The 17,241-nt window shown below is 71.8% G+C and carries 12 protein-coding genes and 1 pseudogene; 7 read left to right on the top strand and 6 right to left on the bottom strand.

What is annotated here, in order from left to right; translation table 11 throughout:
* The first annotated feature begins 47 nt into the window (after window positions 1-47).
* From OTB16_RS00315 to OTB16_RS00330, 4 genes are all read left to right on the top strand, one after another.
* Window positions 48-1,001, top strand: coding sequence for an acyltransferase domain-containing protein (locus tag OTB16_RS00315; RefSeq protein WP_267717523.1), 954 nt, complete (start codon window positions 48-50; stop codon window positions 999-1,001).
* 526 nt (window positions 1,002-1,527) lie between these two features.
* Window positions 1,528-3,378 (top strand): AAA family ATPase, encoded by a 1,851-nt coding sequence (locus tag OTB16_RS00320; protein ID WP_267717525.1) that lies wholly within the window; start codon window positions 1,528-1,530, stop codon window positions 3,376-3,378.
* A 112-nt stretch (window positions 3,379-3,490) separates the two neighbouring features.
* Window positions 3,491-4,507, top strand: a complete 1,017-nt coding sequence (locus tag OTB16_RS00325) for an NAD-dependent epimerase/dehydratase family protein (protein ID WP_267717526.1) — start codon at window positions 3,491-3,493, stop codon at window positions 4,505-4,507.
* Between the two features lie 121 nt (window positions 4,508-4,628).
* The gene (locus OTB16_RS00330) at window positions 4,629-5,327 is read left to right on the top strand and encodes a 4'-phosphopantetheinyl transferase family protein (RefSeq protein WP_267717527.1); all 699 of its coding nucleotides are present in this window, start codon (window positions 4,629-4,631) and stop codon (window positions 5,325-5,327) included.
* Between the two features lie 50 nt (window positions 5,328-5,377).
* Here the strand turns inward: OTB16_RS00330 and OTB16_RS00335 are convergent.
* Window positions 5,378-6,112, bottom strand: a pseudogene (locus OTB16_RS00335) (cytochrome P450); the annotation flags it as partial.
* Window positions 6,113-6,267: 155 nt separating this feature from the next.
* Window positions 6,268-6,513 carry a helix-turn-helix domain-containing protein gene (locus OTB16_RS00340; protein WP_267717529.1) on the bottom strand — a complete coding sequence of 82 codons (246 nt, stop codon included), beginning with the start codon at window positions 6,511-6,513 and terminating at the stop codon, window positions 6,268-6,270.
* 16 nt (window positions 6,514-6,529) lie between these two features.
* Between OTB16_RS00340 and OTB16_RS00345 the strand changes: the two genes are divergently transcribed.
* Window positions 6,530-7,186, top strand: a complete 657-nt coding sequence (locus OTB16_RS00345; protein ID WP_267717530.1) for a hypothetical protein — start codon at window positions 6,530-6,532, stop codon at window positions 7,184-7,186.
* On the opposite strand, the gene OTB16_RS00350 is transcribed toward OTB16_RS00345, so the two are convergent.
* The 4 genes from OTB16_RS00350 to OTB16_RS00365 all read right to left on the bottom strand — a co-directional run bounded on the left by OTB16_RS00350 (window position 7,134) and on the right by OTB16_RS00365 (window position 14,676).
* The gene (locus OTB16_RS00350; protein WP_267717531.1) at window positions 7,134-8,924 is read right to left on the bottom strand and encodes a tyrosine-type recombinase/integrase; all 1,791 of its coding nucleotides are present in this window, start codon (window positions 8,922-8,924) and stop codon (window positions 7,134-7,136) included. The genes OTB16_RS00345 and OTB16_RS00350 overlap by 53 nt on opposite strands.
* 158 nt (window positions 8,925-9,082) lie before the next feature.
* Entirely contained in the window at window positions 9,083-10,528 is a 1,446-nt protein-coding gene (locus OTB16_RS00355; protein ID WP_267717532.1) for an aldehyde dehydrogenase family protein, read from the bottom strand.
* Between the two features lie 194 nt (window positions 10,529-10,722).
* Window positions 10,723-12,303, bottom strand: coding sequence for a PucR family transcriptional regulator (locus OTB16_RS00360; protein WP_267717533.1), 1,581 nt, complete (start codon window positions 12,301-12,303; stop codon window positions 10,723-10,725).
* Between the two features lie 264 nt (window positions 12,304-12,567).
* Window positions 12,568-14,676 (bottom strand): ATP-binding protein, encoded by a 2,109-nt coding sequence (locus OTB16_RS00365; RefSeq protein ID WP_267717534.1) that lies wholly within the window; start codon window positions 14,674-14,676, stop codon window positions 12,568-12,570.
* 236 nt (window positions 14,677-14,912) lie between these two features.
* Between OTB16_RS00365 and gabT the strand changes: the two genes are divergently transcribed.
* Window positions 14,913-16,247 carry a 4-aminobutyrate--2-oxoglutarate transaminase gene (gene gabT / locus OTB16_RS00370; protein ID WP_267717535.1) on the top strand — a complete coding sequence of 445 codons (1,335 nt, stop codon included), beginning with the start codon at window positions 14,913-14,915 and terminating at the stop codon, window positions 16,245-16,247.
* Window positions 16,248-16,388: 141 nt separating this feature from the next.
* Window positions 16,389-17,174 (top strand): phosphatase PAP2 family protein, encoded by a 786-nt coding sequence (locus OTB16_RS00375; RefSeq protein WP_267717536.1) that lies wholly within the window; start codon window positions 16,389-16,391, stop codon window positions 17,172-17,174.
* Window positions 17,175-17,241: the final 67 nt, after the last annotated feature.

The raw sequence follows: 17,241 nt of genomic DNA on the forward strand, positions 1-17,241 counted from the left end.
AGCGGGCGTCCGACGGGGCGGGCACCTCGCCCGGACCCGTCGTCCTGATGCTGCCGGGGCAGGGTTCGCAGTTCGGTGCGATGGGGGCCCCGCTCTACGACGCCGACCCCCGATTCCGGCGGGCGCTCGACGACTTCTTCGACGCGTTCGGCGCCGGCGCGCAGCGGCTCAGGCAGGTGTGGCGTCACGGCTCTCCCCGGGAACTCGAGCAGGGGGCCTTCGCCCAGCCGCTGCTCTTCGGGATCGGCTACGCCGCCGGAAGGGTCTGGCAGGAGGACCTGAAGGGCGCCGACGTGACCCTGATCGGGCACAGCGTGGGTGAATTGGCGGCGGCCACGCTCGCGGGCGTCTTCGACCTCGAACTGGCGGGTGCGCTCCTGAAGGAGCGGGCCCGGCTGCTCGAAGAGGCTCCCCGCGGCGGCATGATCGCCTGCCGCGCCACGGAGGCAGAGGTGCAGGAGCACCTCGACGCCCTGGGCGGACGGGCTGTCGTCGCGGCGGAGAACGCGGACAACCAGTGCGTCGTGAGCTGTGCGGAGGAGGACCTCCCGGACACGGTGCGAGGCCTTGGCGCCCGGGGGGTGCCGTGCATGCGCGCCGCGGCGGCCGAGCCGTTCCACTCCCCGCTCCTGGCCCCGGCCGCCCTTGAGTTCGAGGAGTTCCTGGCGCGGCGCGAGCGGGAGCTGTCGCCGGCGAAGTCACCGATGGTCTCGGCCTACTCGGCACGAAGGGTCAGCGACCGGGACGCGGAGCCCGCTCGGTTCTGGACGCATCAGATGGCCGAAAAGGTATTCTTCTGGAAGGCGATCGTCGGCAACTGTGGTTCCCGTATGCACACGTTCGTGGAGATCGGCCCTGGAACGGCCCTTTCCATGGCTGTCCGCCGGTTGCCATCGGTTCGCGACGCAGGTTCCGAAGTAGTCACCACGATGCCGCGTCATCGACGTGAGGTCGAACAGTGGAATTCCGTCCGGCGTGAGGTGGTCGAGCTGTTCAGTTGAGTCCTTGACGATTCTTAATGGGGCCGGGGTGAGGGCTCCTGACGTCGCGATGTGTGCAGAACTTGTCAAAAGTTTGCATGTTCGAAAAAATAAGCACATGGATCGGAAGGTGGTGCTGGTATTGTTGGCTGAGCGTTGAACAGTTACTGATTCCGCAGATGCTTTCGCGTCCTCTTCTTCGCGGTGTCCCTCTCGAATCCCGCTCCCCCTTCTTCTTTCAGCGTTTCCGCTGCCCGTCAGGAGGTTGATGGCCTAGATCACACGGACGGCTCTTCGATAAATATTCACCTTGGCCGGGTCGAATAGTTAGCACGGGGGAAATGCAATGGGCTTAATCCGTTTCGATGTGCTGGGGTCGCTCCGGGTGCGGTGCGACGACGCGCTGGTGCGACTGACCGGACAGAAATACCGGACCGTGGTTTCGTGTCTCGCTCTCCATCCCGAGAGTTCGGTGAGCGTGGAGGAACTCCTCCACGCCGCATGGAAGGGAAAGCGTCCGTCCAGCGCGCACCACCAGGTGCGGAAGATGATTTCCGCGCTCAGGCTCAGCTTCGACCAGGGCTGGGACCTGGTGGCGACGTCCCACGAGGGCTACATGCTGAAGTTGACGCCCGAGCACTCCGACATCTCCGAGTTCTGCTGGCTCTACGACCGGGCGATGTCGAGTGCCTTCGCGAGCGACGAGGACCTGTCGGTGGCGTATTCGGCGCTGGCGCTCTGGCGGGGGAGGCCCTGCGAGGGATCGGAGCCCCGCGGGCAGGAGCACTGGATCTCCGAACTGGTGGAACAGCACCGGGTGCTCCTGAACAAGACGGTGCAGGCCTTCCAGGAGCGGGGACGCTCCGACGAGTTGACCTCGATACTGCGCGTGGCGTCGAAGATCCACAGGCAGCCGGTCCACCCGCACTCCGATAGCGCCGTACCCGGCCCGGTCGGCCGGCCGTCGGGCGGAACGCACGCCCGCGAGAGTCCGGTACCGCCGCCCCTCCCGGCACGGCCCGGCGTCCCGGTCGGGCCGAACTGCTTACCCCGGGACCTCCAGGACTTCGGCGGACGCGAACGCGAGATCGACGAACTGCACACCCTCCTCTCGGGGGAGAAACCCCACTCGCCGTCGGTGGCGACCCTTCACGGAATGGGCGGAGTTGGGAAGACGGCTGTCGCCGTCCGGCTGGCTCACCTGCTGGCCCGCCACTATCCGGACGGCCAGTTCTTCGTCTCCCTGGACGGCTTCTCGTCGTCCTGCGCGGCCAGCGTGTCCAGCGCGCTCGGGGTGCTGCTGCGGCAGAAGGGCGTCCCGGACGACGAGATCTCCTCGTCGGAGGAAGGGCGGCTGGCGCAGTGGCGGACCATCACGGCCGGTCAGCGGCTGCTCGTCGTGCTGGACGACGCCAGCGACATCGAGCAGGTGGAACCGCTCATACCGCCCTCGCGCGACAGCGCCTGCATCATCACCTCCCGCATCATTCTCAACGGCATCGACGGAGCTCATCACACCTCGCTCGAAGTGCCGGACGAGGACGAGTGCCTGGAAATGCTCAGCTGCATGCTCGACCAGCACTTCGAGAGCCTCGACACCCAGGACGCGCGGGCGCTGATCCAGCAGTGCGCCAACCTGCCGCTGGCCCTGCGCCTGGCGGCGGCGCGCATCTCGACCCGCGACTTCCTCGACCTCCGGGAGCTCAGCGACCGGCTCGCCGCCACCTCCGTCTTCAACGAGCTGGAGGTGCCCGGACGCAGCCTGATCGGCCGGCTCATCACCTCGTTCACCTCCCTGGAGGACTTCGACCACGACCGCTATCTGCGGCTGTCGCTCCTGCCCTGCCCCGATCTGGACGAGACCTCGGTCGCGGCCGCGCTCGGCCTGTCGACCGATCTCGTACGGTGCGCCTGCCGGCGCTTCGCCGACCGGGCGCTGTTACAGCGGACACGGGCCGGCGCCTACCGGGCGCATCCGCTGCTGCTGCACGCGGCGCACCTGGAAGCACAGAAGAAGATCACGTTCGACGAGCAGCGCCGCATCATTCGCGCCGCCTTCCTCCACTACAAGGCCTCGAACGGCCTCGTGGGCTCCAGCCGTGTCAGCCCCTCGCCGAGTCCTGACGGGCATGTGGTGCTGAGGACCCTCACCCGGTCCGCCGAGCTCGCGGCGCGGCTCGACCTCCAGCAGGAGTTCATCGAACTGTGCGTGGCCTGGGAGGGGATGGTCACCCTGGTGCTGGACACGCGCCAGCAGGAAGTGGTGTGGAACCTCGTGCGCGACGCGAGGCAGCAGTCCTCGGAAGCCGCATCGCAGCACCACCTCGGGCCGCCCGTACGAGAGCACGTCATGAACGTCGCCCGGGGCAGGGAGACGGAGCTCGTCCGCCGCTCCTAGTGCCCGGTCCAACGGCGGCCCTCTTCGCGCGAAGGGCCGGAACTCCACGCCGTGCGCGTGATCGGCACAAGACGCCTCCATCCGTGATCCCCAGAGGAAAGGAAGCCGGACGATGGGCCGAGTCCTTCCGTATCCGCCCGACAGCGAGGTACTTCTGCTGCCGAGACAGTACGGCCCGGCAGCAGGCGAGCAGGCCGTCACGACGAGGGAAGTCGTGGTGGGCGGGGGAGGCCTGCTGGGGAGGCACGTCCGCGCCGCGCTGGGCGGCCGCCTGAGCGAACGGGTGCGCGTCCCCTGGGACGACCACGCCCTTGCCTGTGCCCGACTCTACGCACTGGGAAGGGAGCTGGCCGCTCGAACCGTCCGCTGGAACCTCTACTGGTGCGCCGGCCTGGCCGTGTTCCACACCCCTGCCGAGCAGGTCGAGCGAGAACGCGTCCAGGTCGGCCGGCTGCTCGCAGGAATCCACGACGGACTCGAGCGGTCCGGCCTCCCTTCCGACGGCGCCCTGTTCTTCGCGTCATCGGCGGGCGGCGCGTACGCGGGCTCGGTACACGCGCCCTTCACCGAGTTCTCCACCCCCGCTCCCCAGAACGCCTACGGCGAGGCCAAACTCGCCGTGGAGAAGGAGGCCGAGGCCCTGTCGCGCCGATGGCGGCTGCCCGTGGTGGCGGGCCGGATCACCAACCTCTACGGTCCCGGACAGAACCTCGGCAAGAACCAGGGCCTGGTCAGCGCCCTCGTCAAAGCACAGCTGACCGGAGACCCCCTGCGTCTGCGGGCCGCGCCGACGACGACGCGCGACTACATCTACGCGCGGGACTGCGCACGGATGGTGGTCGCGACGATGGATGCCGTGCGTTCCCGCACCCTGGGCAGGGACCCGTACGTCTGCAAGATCTTCGCCAGCGGGCGGTCGTTCCGGATCGACGGGCTTCTGGAGGTGGCCGAGCGCCTCTTCGACCAGCCGGTGCCCGTCCTCCACGAGTACCCGGCGGGCGGGGCGAGCACGGACTTCTCCGTCACGTCCCGGGTGTGGGAGGACCTCGTGTCGTCCCCGTTCCTCAACATCGAGGAAGGGATGCGGGCCGTCCGTGCGGACCTCAGATACCGGCTCGACCTCGACTAGCGGTGGTGCGTCCTTCGCGCAGCCCCACGAACACCGCCCGGGGAACAGGAGTCGACCAGGGCGGCCGCCCACCCCGGAAGGCGGCCCTGAACGCGCCGTCGGCGGTCCTGCCCTGATGCCGGTGATCGACGAGATCCTGCCCGCCGGCGTGGCGGTCTCCGAGGCGTTCGCCGACGATCCCGGCGCCTTCCTGTTCCCCGAGGAGGAGGCGGCGATCGCGCGGGCCGTGCCCGGACGCCGCCGTGAGTTCGCCACGGCCCGCCTCTGCGCCCGCCGGGCGCTGGCCGAGCTGGGGCGGCCGCCGGCCCCCCTGCTCCCGGGCGCACGCGGAGCCCCCTCATGGCCCGCGGGGGTGGTGGGCAGCATGACGCACTGCGAGGGCTACCGGGCGGCCGCGGTGGCACGTCGTGGCGACTTCGCCGCCCTCGGGATCGACGCCGAACCCCACCGGCCCCTTCCCGCGCATGTGCTGGAGGCCGTCGCGGTGCCCGGCGAACACGCCAGGCACCGCGTGCTGAGCGCCACTGTCCCGGGGGTCTGCTGGGACCGTGTGCTGTTCTGCGCCAAGGAGGCGGTGTACAAGGCGTGGTTCCCGCGGACCGGCCTGCCTCTGGAGTTCGGCGAGGCCGACATCGCCTTGCGTACGGACGGTTCGTTCACCGTCCGCGTGCGACGCCGCCACCCCTCCCCGGAACACTTCACCCCCCTTGCCTACGAGGGCCGCTGGGTCGCCACCTCCGCCCTGGTGGCCGCCGCCGTGGCCGAACCCGCCACCGCCCCGGCCACCGCCGCGGGGCCCGTACGTGCCGCGGACCGCTGAACACGAGAGCGCCGGTCCTGGACGCGGCCGGCCCCGGCCGGGACCTGGGGTCAGGTGAGGGTGAGGGGGAGGGCGGTCAGGCCACGGGTGAGGCGGGTCCGGCGCCAGGTCAGGGATTCCGCGGGGACGGCCAGGCGCGTGTTCGGGAAGCGGGTCAGCAGGGTGCGGAGGGCGATTTCCGTCGTCTCGGCCCGGGCCAGGGGGGCGCCCGGGCAGCGGTGGATGCCGTGGCCGAAGGAGAGGTGGCCGACGGCGTCGCGGTCGAGGTCGAGGCGGTGTGGGTCGGGGAACGCCGCCGGGTCGCGGTTCGCGGCCCCGGGGGCGATGAGCACCGGGAAGCCCGCCGGGATCTCGACCCCGCCGATGCGCAGGTCCTCCGTGTTGTGCCGGAAGGTGGCGACGCTCACCGGGGAGTCGAAGCGGAGCAGTTCGTCTAGGGCGCCGGGGATCAGGTCCGGGTCCCGGCGCAGGCGGTCGAACGCCTCCGGGTGCCGGAGCAGGGCCAGGACCGCGTTGCCGATGAAGTGGGTGGTCGTCTCGTGCCCGGCGACCATGAGGAGTGCGGCCAGGGAGACGGTCTCGAACCGGTCGAGGCCGCCCTCGTCGCAGTCGCGCAGGAGGGAACGGAGCGGGCCGTCGCCAGGGGTGGCGCGGGCCGTGTCGACGAGGTGGGTCAGGTAGTCGCCGATCCGGTGTGAAGCGGCGTCGACGCGGCCGGTGTCGGTCGCGTCGAAGAGAGCGTGGGACCAGTCGGCGAGGGGGGTTCGGTCGGTTTCGGGCACGCCCTGATGCGGCAGGCTGCTTATGTCGTCGCGCAGCCACCGCTCCGTGCAGCCGAGCTTGTCGGCGGCCTAGGGATACTTGTAGTTCCGGACGGTGGTGCACCGGCAGTACTCGCGCCGTGCTGAAACGGCTGCTGCGCGGACCGGGAGAGTCCGGCTCATGCCGACACCTCCTCGGCCTCGCACACCTCGCTCGTGAGCGCCAGCAGTTCGTCGAGGGTGTCGATCCCGTACGCGTCCCTCAGCCTGACGAGCGTCGCGACGCTCGGCGTCGTCTCGCCGGCGAGGAGGCGGGTGATGGTCGAGTTGCGTACCCCGGCGCGGGTGGCGATCGCGAGACTCGTGTGGTCCCCGGCCTCCTCGGCCTTGGCGTTGAGAACGTCGGTACGGAGGCGAATGGACACAGTTCCCTCCCTTCGCATGGGTTGCATCGCTGCAACGCAGTTGCTTGCGGTGATCGCCCTGGCGCTCGCCAAGAAGTGGATCAACGCCCACGAGGCACGTACCCAGGGACAGCTCAACGACATGGCGGAGCTGCGCCGCCAGCTCGACGAAGACCACGGCCGTCGACTGCTGGAAATCCAGGCCCGCGAGGAGCGGCTGAATCGATTCTCCGACGCCCACAACAGCCAACTCGTCAGCTTGGCCCAGCGACTTGACGAGGCACTGGCCGGGCAGCAGACGGAACGACACCTCCGCGCCGTGCTCCAGACGGAGTTCGACCAGCTCGCGGCCGAACACAACGCACTGATCATGGAGGTCCTACGAGAGCGTGCCGCCGCCTTCACCCGAAGCAATGGCCGCCCGTCGAGTTCCTCAACCTCCGGCTCCGCGGGGTCCCCCACGCCCCACGGGCCGGCCCGACTTCGAACCCCCCTCACCGCCATCCCGCAGCCACACAACGAGCACACTCACGCCGGCGAGGGTGTCGGCGACGCGGGATACCCCCTCCCCCAACCACCCCACGCCTCCCCGGCGGAAGGCCCCGGCAACTGCCGGGGCCTTCCACGTTCTCCACGACCCATCAGACCGTCGACTCCTGCCCTTCTCCCGTCGCGGTTCTTGAAAACGGGTTGAGTGCGCATACCCGCAGCGCCTCCGCACGCGCCTCCGCGAATGCCGCCACGACCGCCTCCCGCTGCACGCCCCACGCGGAAGCCTCGGTGTGCCCATCAGGGCGATGCTCGACGCGCTGCACGGCGGCCTCGGTGGTGTAGTTCTCCTCCCACTCCCACACCCACCCCGACCGCGGCTCCTGAGCCTCGGGGGTGGCCACGCGCTCCGTGCCGTCCGGCTCGTAGCAGGCCGGCCCGAGGGTCCACGTCTTCACCCGGGCCGGGATGTGCCTGCGAACCGTTCCCAGACCGCCAGGGACGGCCCGCTGCCACCACGCCGCCGAGAGCGCCTCGACCGAAGCGGGCTCGCCACGGTCCAACTCCCACTGCTCGGCCACGGCTTGTGCGTCCGACCCGTCCCAAAAGCCGACGACGTGAGCCCCCAGGTGGACCGCGTGTACCTTCTCCCCGTACGACTGCGCCGGCAGCTTCACCGGTTCCTCGACCGCGGCCTCCCCGGCCGGAGCGTCATCCACTCGGATCTCCATGACGCGGTCGAGCGTTACGAGCGCTGCCTTGTGGGCTGTCTCCAGCAGATGGCCGTACCGGTCCGAGGTCGTGACGATCGACTCGTGCCCGAGCCGCCGCTGCACGTACGTAAGGCTGTGCCCGTCCGACAGCAGCGCGGCGACGTGGGAGTGCCGCAGATCGTGGAAGGTCGGGAACTTCCAGTCGGGCAGCAGGCCCTCCTTCTTGGCCTTGGCGACGGCCCGGTTCCAGCGCTCCCAGAAGGTGCCGTACCTGATCCGCCCGCCGTCCAGCGCCCGGAACACGAGCACGTCCATCTCCTCCTCAGCGAGCCCGAACTCCTGCAGTTCTAGCCAGAGCTTGACGGGGATTCGGACCGTCCGCCGGCTGGCCGGGGACTTGGGCGGCCCCAGGTAGAAATCGGTGGGCGTGCGTCTCTTCCACGCTCGGGTCACGCGGACTTCGTGCTGGCCCGGCAGGGGGCTGCGCACGTGCTGCGCGGCCAGAGCTGTGATCTCCCCCCAGCGGAGGCCGGTTCCGTAGGCCGTCCGTACGAGCATCCGGTCCGATGCCCGGGGGAAGCAGTCGACCAGGCCGGCGACTTCCTCGGGCGTCATGAACTCCATCTCGTCGCCGGAGTCGTCGTCCACGCCGTGCTCGTCGTCCTTGGGGAGCCGGGTGAGATCGCAGGGGTTGCGGTCCCTCAGCGGCGGCTCCGCGACCATGGCCTCCTTGAGGATCGACGACAGCAGCCCGTGCAGGCCGCGGAGCGTCCCCGAACTCATGTCCTTGGGCTTGCCGCGCCCTCGCCGCACCTTCGTGATGCGCATCTTGTTGATCCAGGCGCCGATCGTCGCTTTGCTGAAGTGCTCGGCGCTCCGGACGTCGCAGTTCCCGAAGGACGGGAAGATGTACATTTCCAACGCCCTGATTCGCTGCCGCTTGTAGTAGTCGCCAACCGTCCGGTTCGAGATCGACCGCCGGGCGAAGCCCTCGAACCGGTACTGCGCCTCGTCGCCGACCTCGGGGTCGATGTACCCCTTGCCCTTCACCCATCCTGATGGCCACTTGTGGCCGAGATCTTCGACGGCTTTCTTGAAGACCTTCGCTGCGTCCTCGTCGTCGAACCGCTCGTGCTGCCACTCGCCAGTTCTCGCGCCACCGTCGTGCCACTTCACCTGGTAGCTGGTGATCTCACCGTCACGGTTCTTCCGTGGAACAAGGGTCGCCATGGCGGGACAGAGTACCCCCGTGCTCCCACGGTGCTCCCACTGTCGCGCAAGAAGTGGCCACAATCGGGACGTCCTTGCTGGCCAGAGCGGGGATAAAGGAAGACGGCCGGAGCCCCCGCACAGTGGGCTCCGGCCGTCGGCTCTTTGGCCGTACGAGGTCAGATGTCGAGGCCGGTCAGGACCAGGACGCGCTCGTACGTGTAGTCGTCCATCGCGTAGCGCACGCCCTCGCGGCCCACACCGGACTGCTTGACGCCGCCGTACGGCATCTGGTCGGCGCGGTAGGACGGCGCGTCGCCGATGATCACACCGCCGACCTCGAGCTCGCGGTGGGCGCGGAAGGCCACCTGGACGTCGCGGGTGAAGACGCCGGCCTGCAGACCGAACTTCGAGTCGTTGACGGCGGCGAAGGCCTCGTCGGTGTTCTCGACCTTCCGCAGCGTCAGGACCGGTCCGAAGACCTCCTCGGTGGCGAGCTTGACGCCGGCCGGGACGTCCGCGAGGACGGTCGGCGCGTACGAGGCGCCGTCGCGCTTGCCGCCGGCGAGCAGCTTCGCCCCGGCGGACACGGCCTCGTCGACCCAGGCCTCGACGCGCTTGGCGGCGTCCTCGGAGACGAGGGGGCCGACGTCGGTGGCGGAGTCGGACGGGTCACCGGTGACCTGCGCCTGGACCGTGGCGACGACCTTCTCGACGAGGCGGTCGTAGACGGAGGCGTCGGCGATCACGCGCTGCACGGAGATGCAGGACTGGCCGGCCTGGTAGTTCGAGAAGGTCGCGATGCGGGTCGCGGCCCAGTCGAGGTCTGCCTCGGAGGCCCAGTCGGCGAGGACCACGGCCGCGGCGTTGCCGCCGAGCTCCAGGGTGCAGTGCTTGTGGGGCACCGACCGCTGGATGGCGTAGCCGACGGTGTCGGAGCCGGTGAAGGAGATGACGGGCAGACGCTCGTCCTTCACCAGGGCCGGCATCTTGTCGTTGGCGACCGGCAGGACCGACCAGGAGCCGGCCGGGAGGTCGGTCTCGGCGAGCAGCTCGCCCAGGATCAGCCCGGAGAGCGGGGTGGCCGGGGCGGGCTTGAGGATGATCGGCGCGCCGACGGCGATGGCCGGGGCCACCTTGTGGGCGCACAGGTTCAGCGGGAAGTTGAACGGCGCGATGCCGAGGACCGGGCCCTTGACGAAGCGGCGGGTCAGGGCGAGGCGGCCGACGCCGCCGGCGTCGGTGTCGAGGCGCTGGGCGTCTCCGCCGTTGAAGCGGCGGGCCTCTTCGGCGGCGAAGCGGAACACGGACACCGCACGGCCGACCTCGCCGCGGGCCCACTTGATCGGCTTGCCGTTCTCGGCGGAGATCAGCTGGGCGATCTCCTCGGTCCGCTCGGTGAGCCGCTTGGACACGTGGTCCAGGGCGGCGGCCCGTACGTGGGCGGGCGTCGCGGAGAACTCCGCCGTCACGGCGTACGCCGCGGCCACGGCCTCTTCGACCTGCGCGTCGGTGGGCACGCTGACGGTACCGACGAGGCGGCCGTCCCACGGGGAGTGGACGTCGAAGCTGTCCTCGCCGGTGGCCAGGCGGCCGGCGAGCCAGAAGGCGTGGGTGGAAGTCATGCGAATCCCGGCCCTTCGGAGTGTGCGGTGGGGTCCTGTCACCACCACCGTAGGACGCCGCCGGGGAATCGGTGTTTATCCGGCGTGGAGCGCCGCGTCGTCCGGCTTCGCCGCTTTGTCACTGTCCGGGCGGCGAACGGGCCCGTAGCGGGGCGGGGCCGGGGGGCCGGGGGCGGGGGTCCCGAACGAGGGAGCTACGCCGGGGCGGACGTGGCCTTCAGGGCCAGCCACAGCTCCATGCGCACGTCAGGGTCGTCCAGCGACCGGCCGAGGATCTCCTCGACGCGCTTCATCCGGTAGCGCAGGGTGTGCCGGTGCACGCCGAGGTCGGCCGCGGCCGCGTCCCACTGGCCGTGCCGGGACAGCCACGCCTGGAGCGAGGCCACCAGGTCGCCGCGCCCGGTCGCGTCGTGCTCCCGCAGGGCGCGCAGGGTGCCGTCCGCGAAGGCCCTTACGGCGTCGTCGGCGAGCAGGGGCAGGACCGAGCCCGCCGCCATCTCCTCGTGCTCCACCAGCGGCCGGCCGCGCCGCCGGGCCACGGCGAGGGCCTGGTCGGCCTGTTTGAGGGCCGCCGCGACCCCGCCGGAGCCGACCGGTGCGGACAGGCCGACCACCAGCTCGTCCGGCTCCGGACCGGAGGCGTCGCGGCCGCGCCGCGCCTCCAGGTTCTCCGCGTGTGCCAGGCAGGCCTGTACGGCCGACCCTCCGTCGGCGGCCAGGACCACCAGCCGGCCCGGCTCCGGCACCACCAGCAGCGCCTCTCCCGTACGGGCCGCCGCCGACTCCACCGCGTCGGCCAGCAGCGCGAGCCCCTCCGGCTGGGCCGTGCCGGGCAGCGCGGGCTCGGCCGCGATCAGCCGGAACGGCGCCTCGAGCAGGGCCCCGTACAGGTCCCCGGCCACGGCCCGGGCGCGCTCGGCCTCCCCGGCCATCAGCATCCGCAGTACGGCCGCGCCGAGCCGGGACTCGGCGTCGTGCAGCGAGCGGGAGCGCTCGGTGGTGAGGGTGAGCAGCGCGACGGCGGAGTGGACGGCGTACCGCTCGGCGGTGCCGAGGGGGGCCCCGGTGCCCACCGCGAGGGCGCCCCGGGCGCGCCGGCCCGTACCGAGGGACTGGAGCTCGACCCGGTCCTCGGAGCCGCCGACGACGGCGCTGGCCGGCGCGGGCCGCTCGCGCAGCCGCTCCACGTCGGGGGTGAGCCGGGCGGCGCGGCGGGCGGCCCATTCGGGGGCGGCGGCGACCACCGCGCCCGAGGTGTCGTACAGCGCGGCCCAGCCGTGCACGTGCGCGGCCAGCCGCGCCAGCAGTTCGGCGGGCCCGTCGGCGGAGAGCGCGGCGCGGGTCAGCTCCCGCTGGGCCTCGAAGCCGGCGGTCACTGCGCGGTACTGGTCGGCGGCGAGGGCGGCGGACACGGCTTTGCTGATGGCGAGGAACGGGGTCCGCCGGGGCACCTCCAGCAGCGGCATGTCCTCGGCCGCCGCGGCCTCGATCAGGGCCTCGGGGACGGCGTCGTAGTTGACGCCGACCGCGAAGCCGATGCCGACGACCCCGGCCGCGGAGAGGCGGCGTACGTAGCGGCGCATCTCCTGCGGATCCTCCGCGTCCAGCTTCATCGCGGTGACCAGGAGCAGTTCCCCGCCCTCCATGTAGGGGACGGGGTCGGCGAGCTCGCTGACGTGGGCCCAGCGCACCGGGGTGTCGAGGCGGCCCTCCCCCGCCCGGACGCTGAGCTTGAGCGCCGAGTGCTGGACGAGTGAGGCGAGGGTGAGCGGCATCGGTTACCAGGGTCCTTGGCGGAGGGGGCGGCGGACGGCTGCGGCGGAAGGCGGCGGAGGCCGGTGGACGGCCCCCTCGACGGACGACGACGACTTCGACGGCGACGACGACGACGACGACGACATCAGGAGAGCGCACGCGCCGGCCGCCGTTTTCGCCGTGTCGTACGAACGGCTCCCCTCGATTCTGCCACCCCGTACGGTTTCGGCCTCCCGGTCCGCGCCATGCGTCATACGTCGCGCACCCGGCACCCGGCACCCGCCTCAGGGCGCGTCCGCCAGCCGGACCAGCAGCGGGGCCGCCCGCTCCCCGCGTACGGAGGTCAGCGACAGCACCGCGTGCCCCGGCGGTACGGCGTGCGCCAGGTCGGAGGCCGACCAGCGCTCCCGCTCCACCTGGCGCACGGTCACGGCGTCCGTGGTGACGGCCTTGCCGGTGACGAGCTTGCGGAAGGCGTGGATGGCCCGGGTGAGCGGCTGGTCGGCGAAGACGGTGCGGTGGGTGACGTCGCGCGCCTCGACCCACTCGGTGCCCCAGGCCTCGGCGAAGCGTTTGCCGTCCCAGGTGGTGACCCCGGAGAAGGCCATCCGGCAGCCGACCGCGCCGAGCAGCGGGGTGCGTAGCCCCTCCGGTACGTCGTCCAGGGAACGCAGCGTGAGCAGGACTCCCGCATGGGCCGAGCGCAGCCGCTGGATGCCGCGCACCGCCTCCGGGGTGAGGGTGTGGGAGGCGTCGTCAAGGGCGAGGAACGCGAAGAGGGAACGGTCGGTACGGGCGGCCACGGCCGCGTTGAACTGGGCCAGCAGCAGCCGGGCCAGCATCCGCGAGGCATCGGCGTGAGCGCGCTCGGGCAGGTCGACGCGGACCCGGATGGGGTGCTCCAGGGCGCGCAGCGAGAACGGCCGTCCAGCGCCGGTGGTGTCGAAGAAGCCGGCGAAGGCGGGCCGGTCCAGCAGGGCCACCCGGTCGGCGAGGGCCGGTCCGGGGTCGCCGGGCGCCCCGTGCTGGCGGCGGCGGGCGTCGAGTTCGCGGAGCATCGGCGCCCGGCCGGTCTCCTCCAGGCCGCGCCGCAGTCCGGCGACGGCGTCCGGCTCCTGGTCGAGCAGCTCGCGCAGCTCGGGCACGGCGGGGAAACGGCCGTGGACGGCGCGGAACGGCCCGAGGAGCTGGGCCAGCGCGGTGGCGGCGCGGCGCACCTCGACCCCGGGGACGTCGCCGACGAACGCCTCGGCCAGCAGGGTGGCCGCCTCGTCGGGGTCGGTGGTGCCGCCGTAGAGATCGAGATCGTAGACGGAGGCGGGGTCGCCGACGCGGACGACGACGTCGTACGCCTCGTCGGGCCCGAGCCGCGCCCCGGTCGCGCCGACGGCGACGACGGCGGCCTGGCCGGCGAGCGCCTGGAGCGCCAGCGACTCGACGACCGGCCGCACGAGGCGGCCGGTCTTTCCACTGCCGGAGGGGCCGACGGCGAGCACCGAGGTGCCGAGGACGTCGGGGTCGAGGGCGAAGGCGGTGCCGCGGCGGGCGTACGGGTTACGGACTCCGTCCTCGACGGTGCCGAGCAGCACCTGCCGGGAGAGCAGGTCGTGCCGGGCGGCCCGTACGGGCAGGTCCCGCGCCCCGGAGGGGTGCACGCACGCCCCGGCGCCCTTGTCCCGCACGGCGTCGGCGAAGGCACGCAGCCGGGAGGGGTCGACGCGCACGGAGTCCCAGGCCCGGCGGATGCGCGCATAGTCCACGTCGTTCATCCGCCCGGCCCCGACCTCCCCCTCCAGCCGATCGGCGACGTCCCCAAGCCCGGCCTCCCGCACGGAAACCCACCGCACGGGATCGTTGTCGGCTCCGGCCTCGATGTGGGTGGGGAGCGCGGGGCGGGCGGCTCGCGCTGCGCGGCTGCCGAACGTCCGGCGGCCCAGTTCGGGCCAGCGGCCGAGGCGGCCGAAGCCGAAGAGCAGGGCCCCGGCGACGATGGCGTACCAGAGGTACGAGGCGACGACGGAGGCGTTGCCGCCGGCCCACGAATCGGGCGTGAACATGTACAGCGGCCACAGCCAGAACCCGCCGAGGTAGCCGTTCCACAGCAGCGACCACAGCAGCAGTCCCGCCAGCAGGGCGATCAGCGCCCCGCTGACCAGCTGCCGGATCGGGGTCACCTCCGGCTCCTCGGCGGCGCGCGGCACGTGTCCGTACGCCCACACGCCGGGCCCGTCGGAGCTCCGCGCCGTTCGCAGCCAGTCCGCCAGGGCGGGGACGCGGCCGGGGGGCGGGGGGGCCGGGGCGTGGCGGGGTTTCGGGGGGGCCGGGGGTGTGGCCGGTCTGGGAAGGTGGCCCGTGTGGGTGGTGCGTCCGTCGTGCGTGCCGTCCGTGTCCATGAACCCCTGCCCCCTGCCAGTGCCCTGCGCTGCGGCGCTCAATCTAGTGCCCCGCCCGCCCGCGGGGCTCGTACCGCGCAGTGATCCGGACGGCCCGGGCCCGACCACTCCTATGGCCGCCGCGGACAAGGAAACGCACCCACCACTCCCGATCGGCGCATGCCTTCCCCCCTCCCCCGGGCCTAGCCTGCGGACAAAGACACAAGTGCGTCCGAAAACACCCCCAGGAGCCCCCTATGACCGCTGTCCCGCAGGAGCGCCGCATCGTCACCGCGATCCCCGGCCCCAAGTCGCAGGAGCTGCAGGCCCGCCGTCTGTCGACGGTCGCCGGCGGCGTGGGCTCCGTGCTCCCCGTCTTCACGGCCCGCGCGGGCGGCGGCATCATCGAGGACGTCGACGGCAACCGCCTGATCGACTTCGGCTCCGGCATCGCCGTGACCTCCGTCGGCGCCTCCGCCGAGGCCGTCGTGCGCCGCGCTTCCGCGCAGCTCGCGGACTTCACGCACACCTGTTTCATGGTCACCCCGTACGAGGGCTACGTAGAGGTCTGCGAGGCCCTCGCCGAGCTCACCCCGGGTGACCACGCCAAGAAGTCGGCCCTGTTCAACTCCGGCGCCGAGGCCGTCGAGAACGCCGTCAAGATCGCCCGTTCGTACACCAAGCGCCAGGCCGTCGTCGTCTTCGACCACGGCTACCACGGCCGCACGAACCTCACGATGGCCCTGACCTCGAAGAACATGCCGTACAAGCAGGGCTTCGGCCCGTTCGCCCCCGAGGTCTACCGCGTCCCGGTCGCCTACGGCTACCGCTGGCCCACCGGCGCCGAGAACTGCGGCCCCGAGGCCGCCGCCCAGGCCATCGACCAGATCAGCAAGCAGATCGGCGCCGACAACGTCGCCGCGATCATCATCGAGCCGGTCCTCGGCGAGGGCGGATTCATCGAGCCGGCCAAGGGCTTCCTGCCGGCGCTGGTGAAGTTCGCCAACGACAACGGCATCGTCTTCGTCGCCGACGAGATCCAGTCCGGGTTCTGCCGCACCGGCCAGTGGTTCGCGTGCGAGGACGAGGGCATCGTCCCCGACCTGATCACCACCGCCAAGGGCATCGCGGGCGGCCTGCCGCTCGCCGCCGTGACCGGCCGCGCCGAGATGATGGACTCCGTCCACGGCGGTGGCCTGGGCGGTACGTACGGCGGCAACCCGGTGGCGTGCGCCGGTGCGCTCGGCTCCATCGAGACCATGAAGGAGCTCGACCTCAACGCCGCGGCGAAGAAGATCGAGTCCCTCATGAAGACCCGCCTGACGGCCATGCAGGAGAAGTACGACATCATCGGCGACATCCGCGGCCGCGGGGCCATGATCGCGATCGAGCTCGTCAAGGACCCCGTCTCCAAGACCCCGTTCCCGGAGGCCGCCGGCGCGCTCGCCAAGGCCTGCCACGCCGAGGGCGTGCTCGTGCTCACCTGCGGCACCTACGGCAACGTGCTCCGCTTCCTGCCGCCGATCGTCATCGGCGAGGACCTGCTGAACGAGGGCCTGGACATCATCGAGGCCGCGTTCGCGGGCATCTGACCGAAGGGTCGAACGGCCGAGCGCTCCGCTCGAGCGCTACCGCCGGTAACCGTCGGGCGCTGTGAAGAAGGTGTGGGGGGCCGATGGCGGGAAGGCGTTCCTGCTGTCGGCCCCCCTTCCCCTGCCGTACGGTTTCTGCAGATGAGTGAGACACCCCGTTCCTGGGAAACCGGGGGCGACACCAGTGCCGGGCTTCCCCAGCGCCGCACTGGGCATGCGTTCGCGCACACTCCTCACCGATCGGACAGCCGTTCGCCCCAAACCCCCCGGGGCGTGCGGCAACCCGGTCCGGGCGGCCGTCCCGGAACCATCCCCCCTGTTCCGGGACGGCCGGCCATCCTCCTCGTCGCCGCGCTCTGCGGCCTGCTCCTCTCCCTCGCCACCTGGCAGGTACTGGCCGTCGGCCCGCTGCTGGCGCCCGACCACGCGCTGAGCCGCGCACTGGTGCGCACGGTCCCGGACTCCGTCACCGAACGCCTCTCGGACCTCGGCAACATCCCGGTCGCCGTCCCCGTCCTCGCCCTCGCCATGGCGTACGCCGCCTGGCGCGGCCGGCGCCGCGCCGCCCTCGCGGCCGGCCTGGCGATGGCCCTCGTACCGGCGCTGGTCGTCCCGCTCAAGCTGTGGACCGCCCGGCCGGGCCCCCTGGAACCCTGGGCCGCCGGGTACTACCCCTCGGGCCACACCGCGACCGCGTTCGTCGCGTACGCCGGGGCCGCCCTGCTCGTACGCCCGTACACCCGCCGCCCCTGGCCGGCGGCCGCGGCCCTGGCCCTCACGGGGGCGACCGGCGCCGGGCTGGTCCTGCGGGGCTGGCACTGGCCGCTGGACGTCCTGGCGAGCGTCCTGCTGTGTACCCCGCTGCTGCTGGTGGTGCGCCGGATGGCCACTGCCGATCCGGACCGCCGCCAAGGCCGGGGGATCTAGCGGGCGTTCCCGCTCCGGGCCGCGCGGCCGGCCCTGAGTCCGCGGCGCGGGATCTGGTTGCATGAGG

The organism is Streptomyces antarcticus (genome assembly GCF_026627255.1).
Classification (GTDB): domain Bacteria; phylum Actinomycetota; class Actinomycetes; order Streptomycetales; family Streptomycetaceae; genus Streptomyces; species Streptomyces antarcticus.

What these genes read in the sequence shown, in the direction of transcription:
- OTB16_RS00355 (WP_267717532.1), bottom strand. Translation starts at nt 10,528, where the DNA reads ATGACTTCCACCCACGCCTTCTGGCTCGCCGGCCGCCTGGCCACCGGC.
- OTB16_RS00360 (WP_267717533.1), bottom strand. Translation starts at nt 12,303, where the DNA reads ATGCCGCTCACCCTCGCCTCACTCGTCCAGCACTCGGCGCTCAAGCTC.
- OTB16_RS00350 (WP_267717531.1), bottom strand. Translation starts at nt 8,924, where the DNA reads ATGGCGACCCTTGTTCCACGGAAGAACCGTGACGGTGAGATCACCAGC.
- OTB16_RS00375 (WP_267717536.1), top strand. Translation starts at nt 16,389, where the DNA reads ATGAGTGAGACACCCCGTTCCTGGGAAACCGGGGGCGACACCAGTGCC.
- OTB16_RS00320 (WP_267717525.1), top strand. Translation starts at nt 1,528, where the DNA reads ATGATTTCCGCGCTCAGGCTCAGCTTCGACCAGGGCTGGGACCTGGTG.
- gabT (WP_267717535.1), top strand. Translation starts at nt 14,913, where the DNA reads ATGACCGCTGTCCCGCAGGAGCGCCGCATCGTCACCGCGATCCCCGGC.
- OTB16_RS00345 (WP_267717530.1), top strand. Translation starts at nt 6,530, where the DNA reads ATGGGTTGCATCGCTGCAACGCAGTTGCTTGCGGTGATCGCCCTGGCG.
- OTB16_RS00325 (WP_267717526.1), top strand. Translation starts at nt 3,491, where the DNA reads ATGGGCCGAGTCCTTCCGTATCCGCCCGACAGCGAGGTACTTCTGCTG.
- OTB16_RS00365 (WP_267717534.1), bottom strand. Translation starts at nt 14,676, where the DNA reads ATGGACACGGACGGCACGCACGACGGACGCACCACCCACACGGGCCAC.
- OTB16_RS00315 (WP_267717523.1), top strand. Translation starts at nt 48, where the DNA reads ATGCTGCCGGGGCAGGGTTCGCAGTTCGGTGCGATGGGGGCCCCGCTC.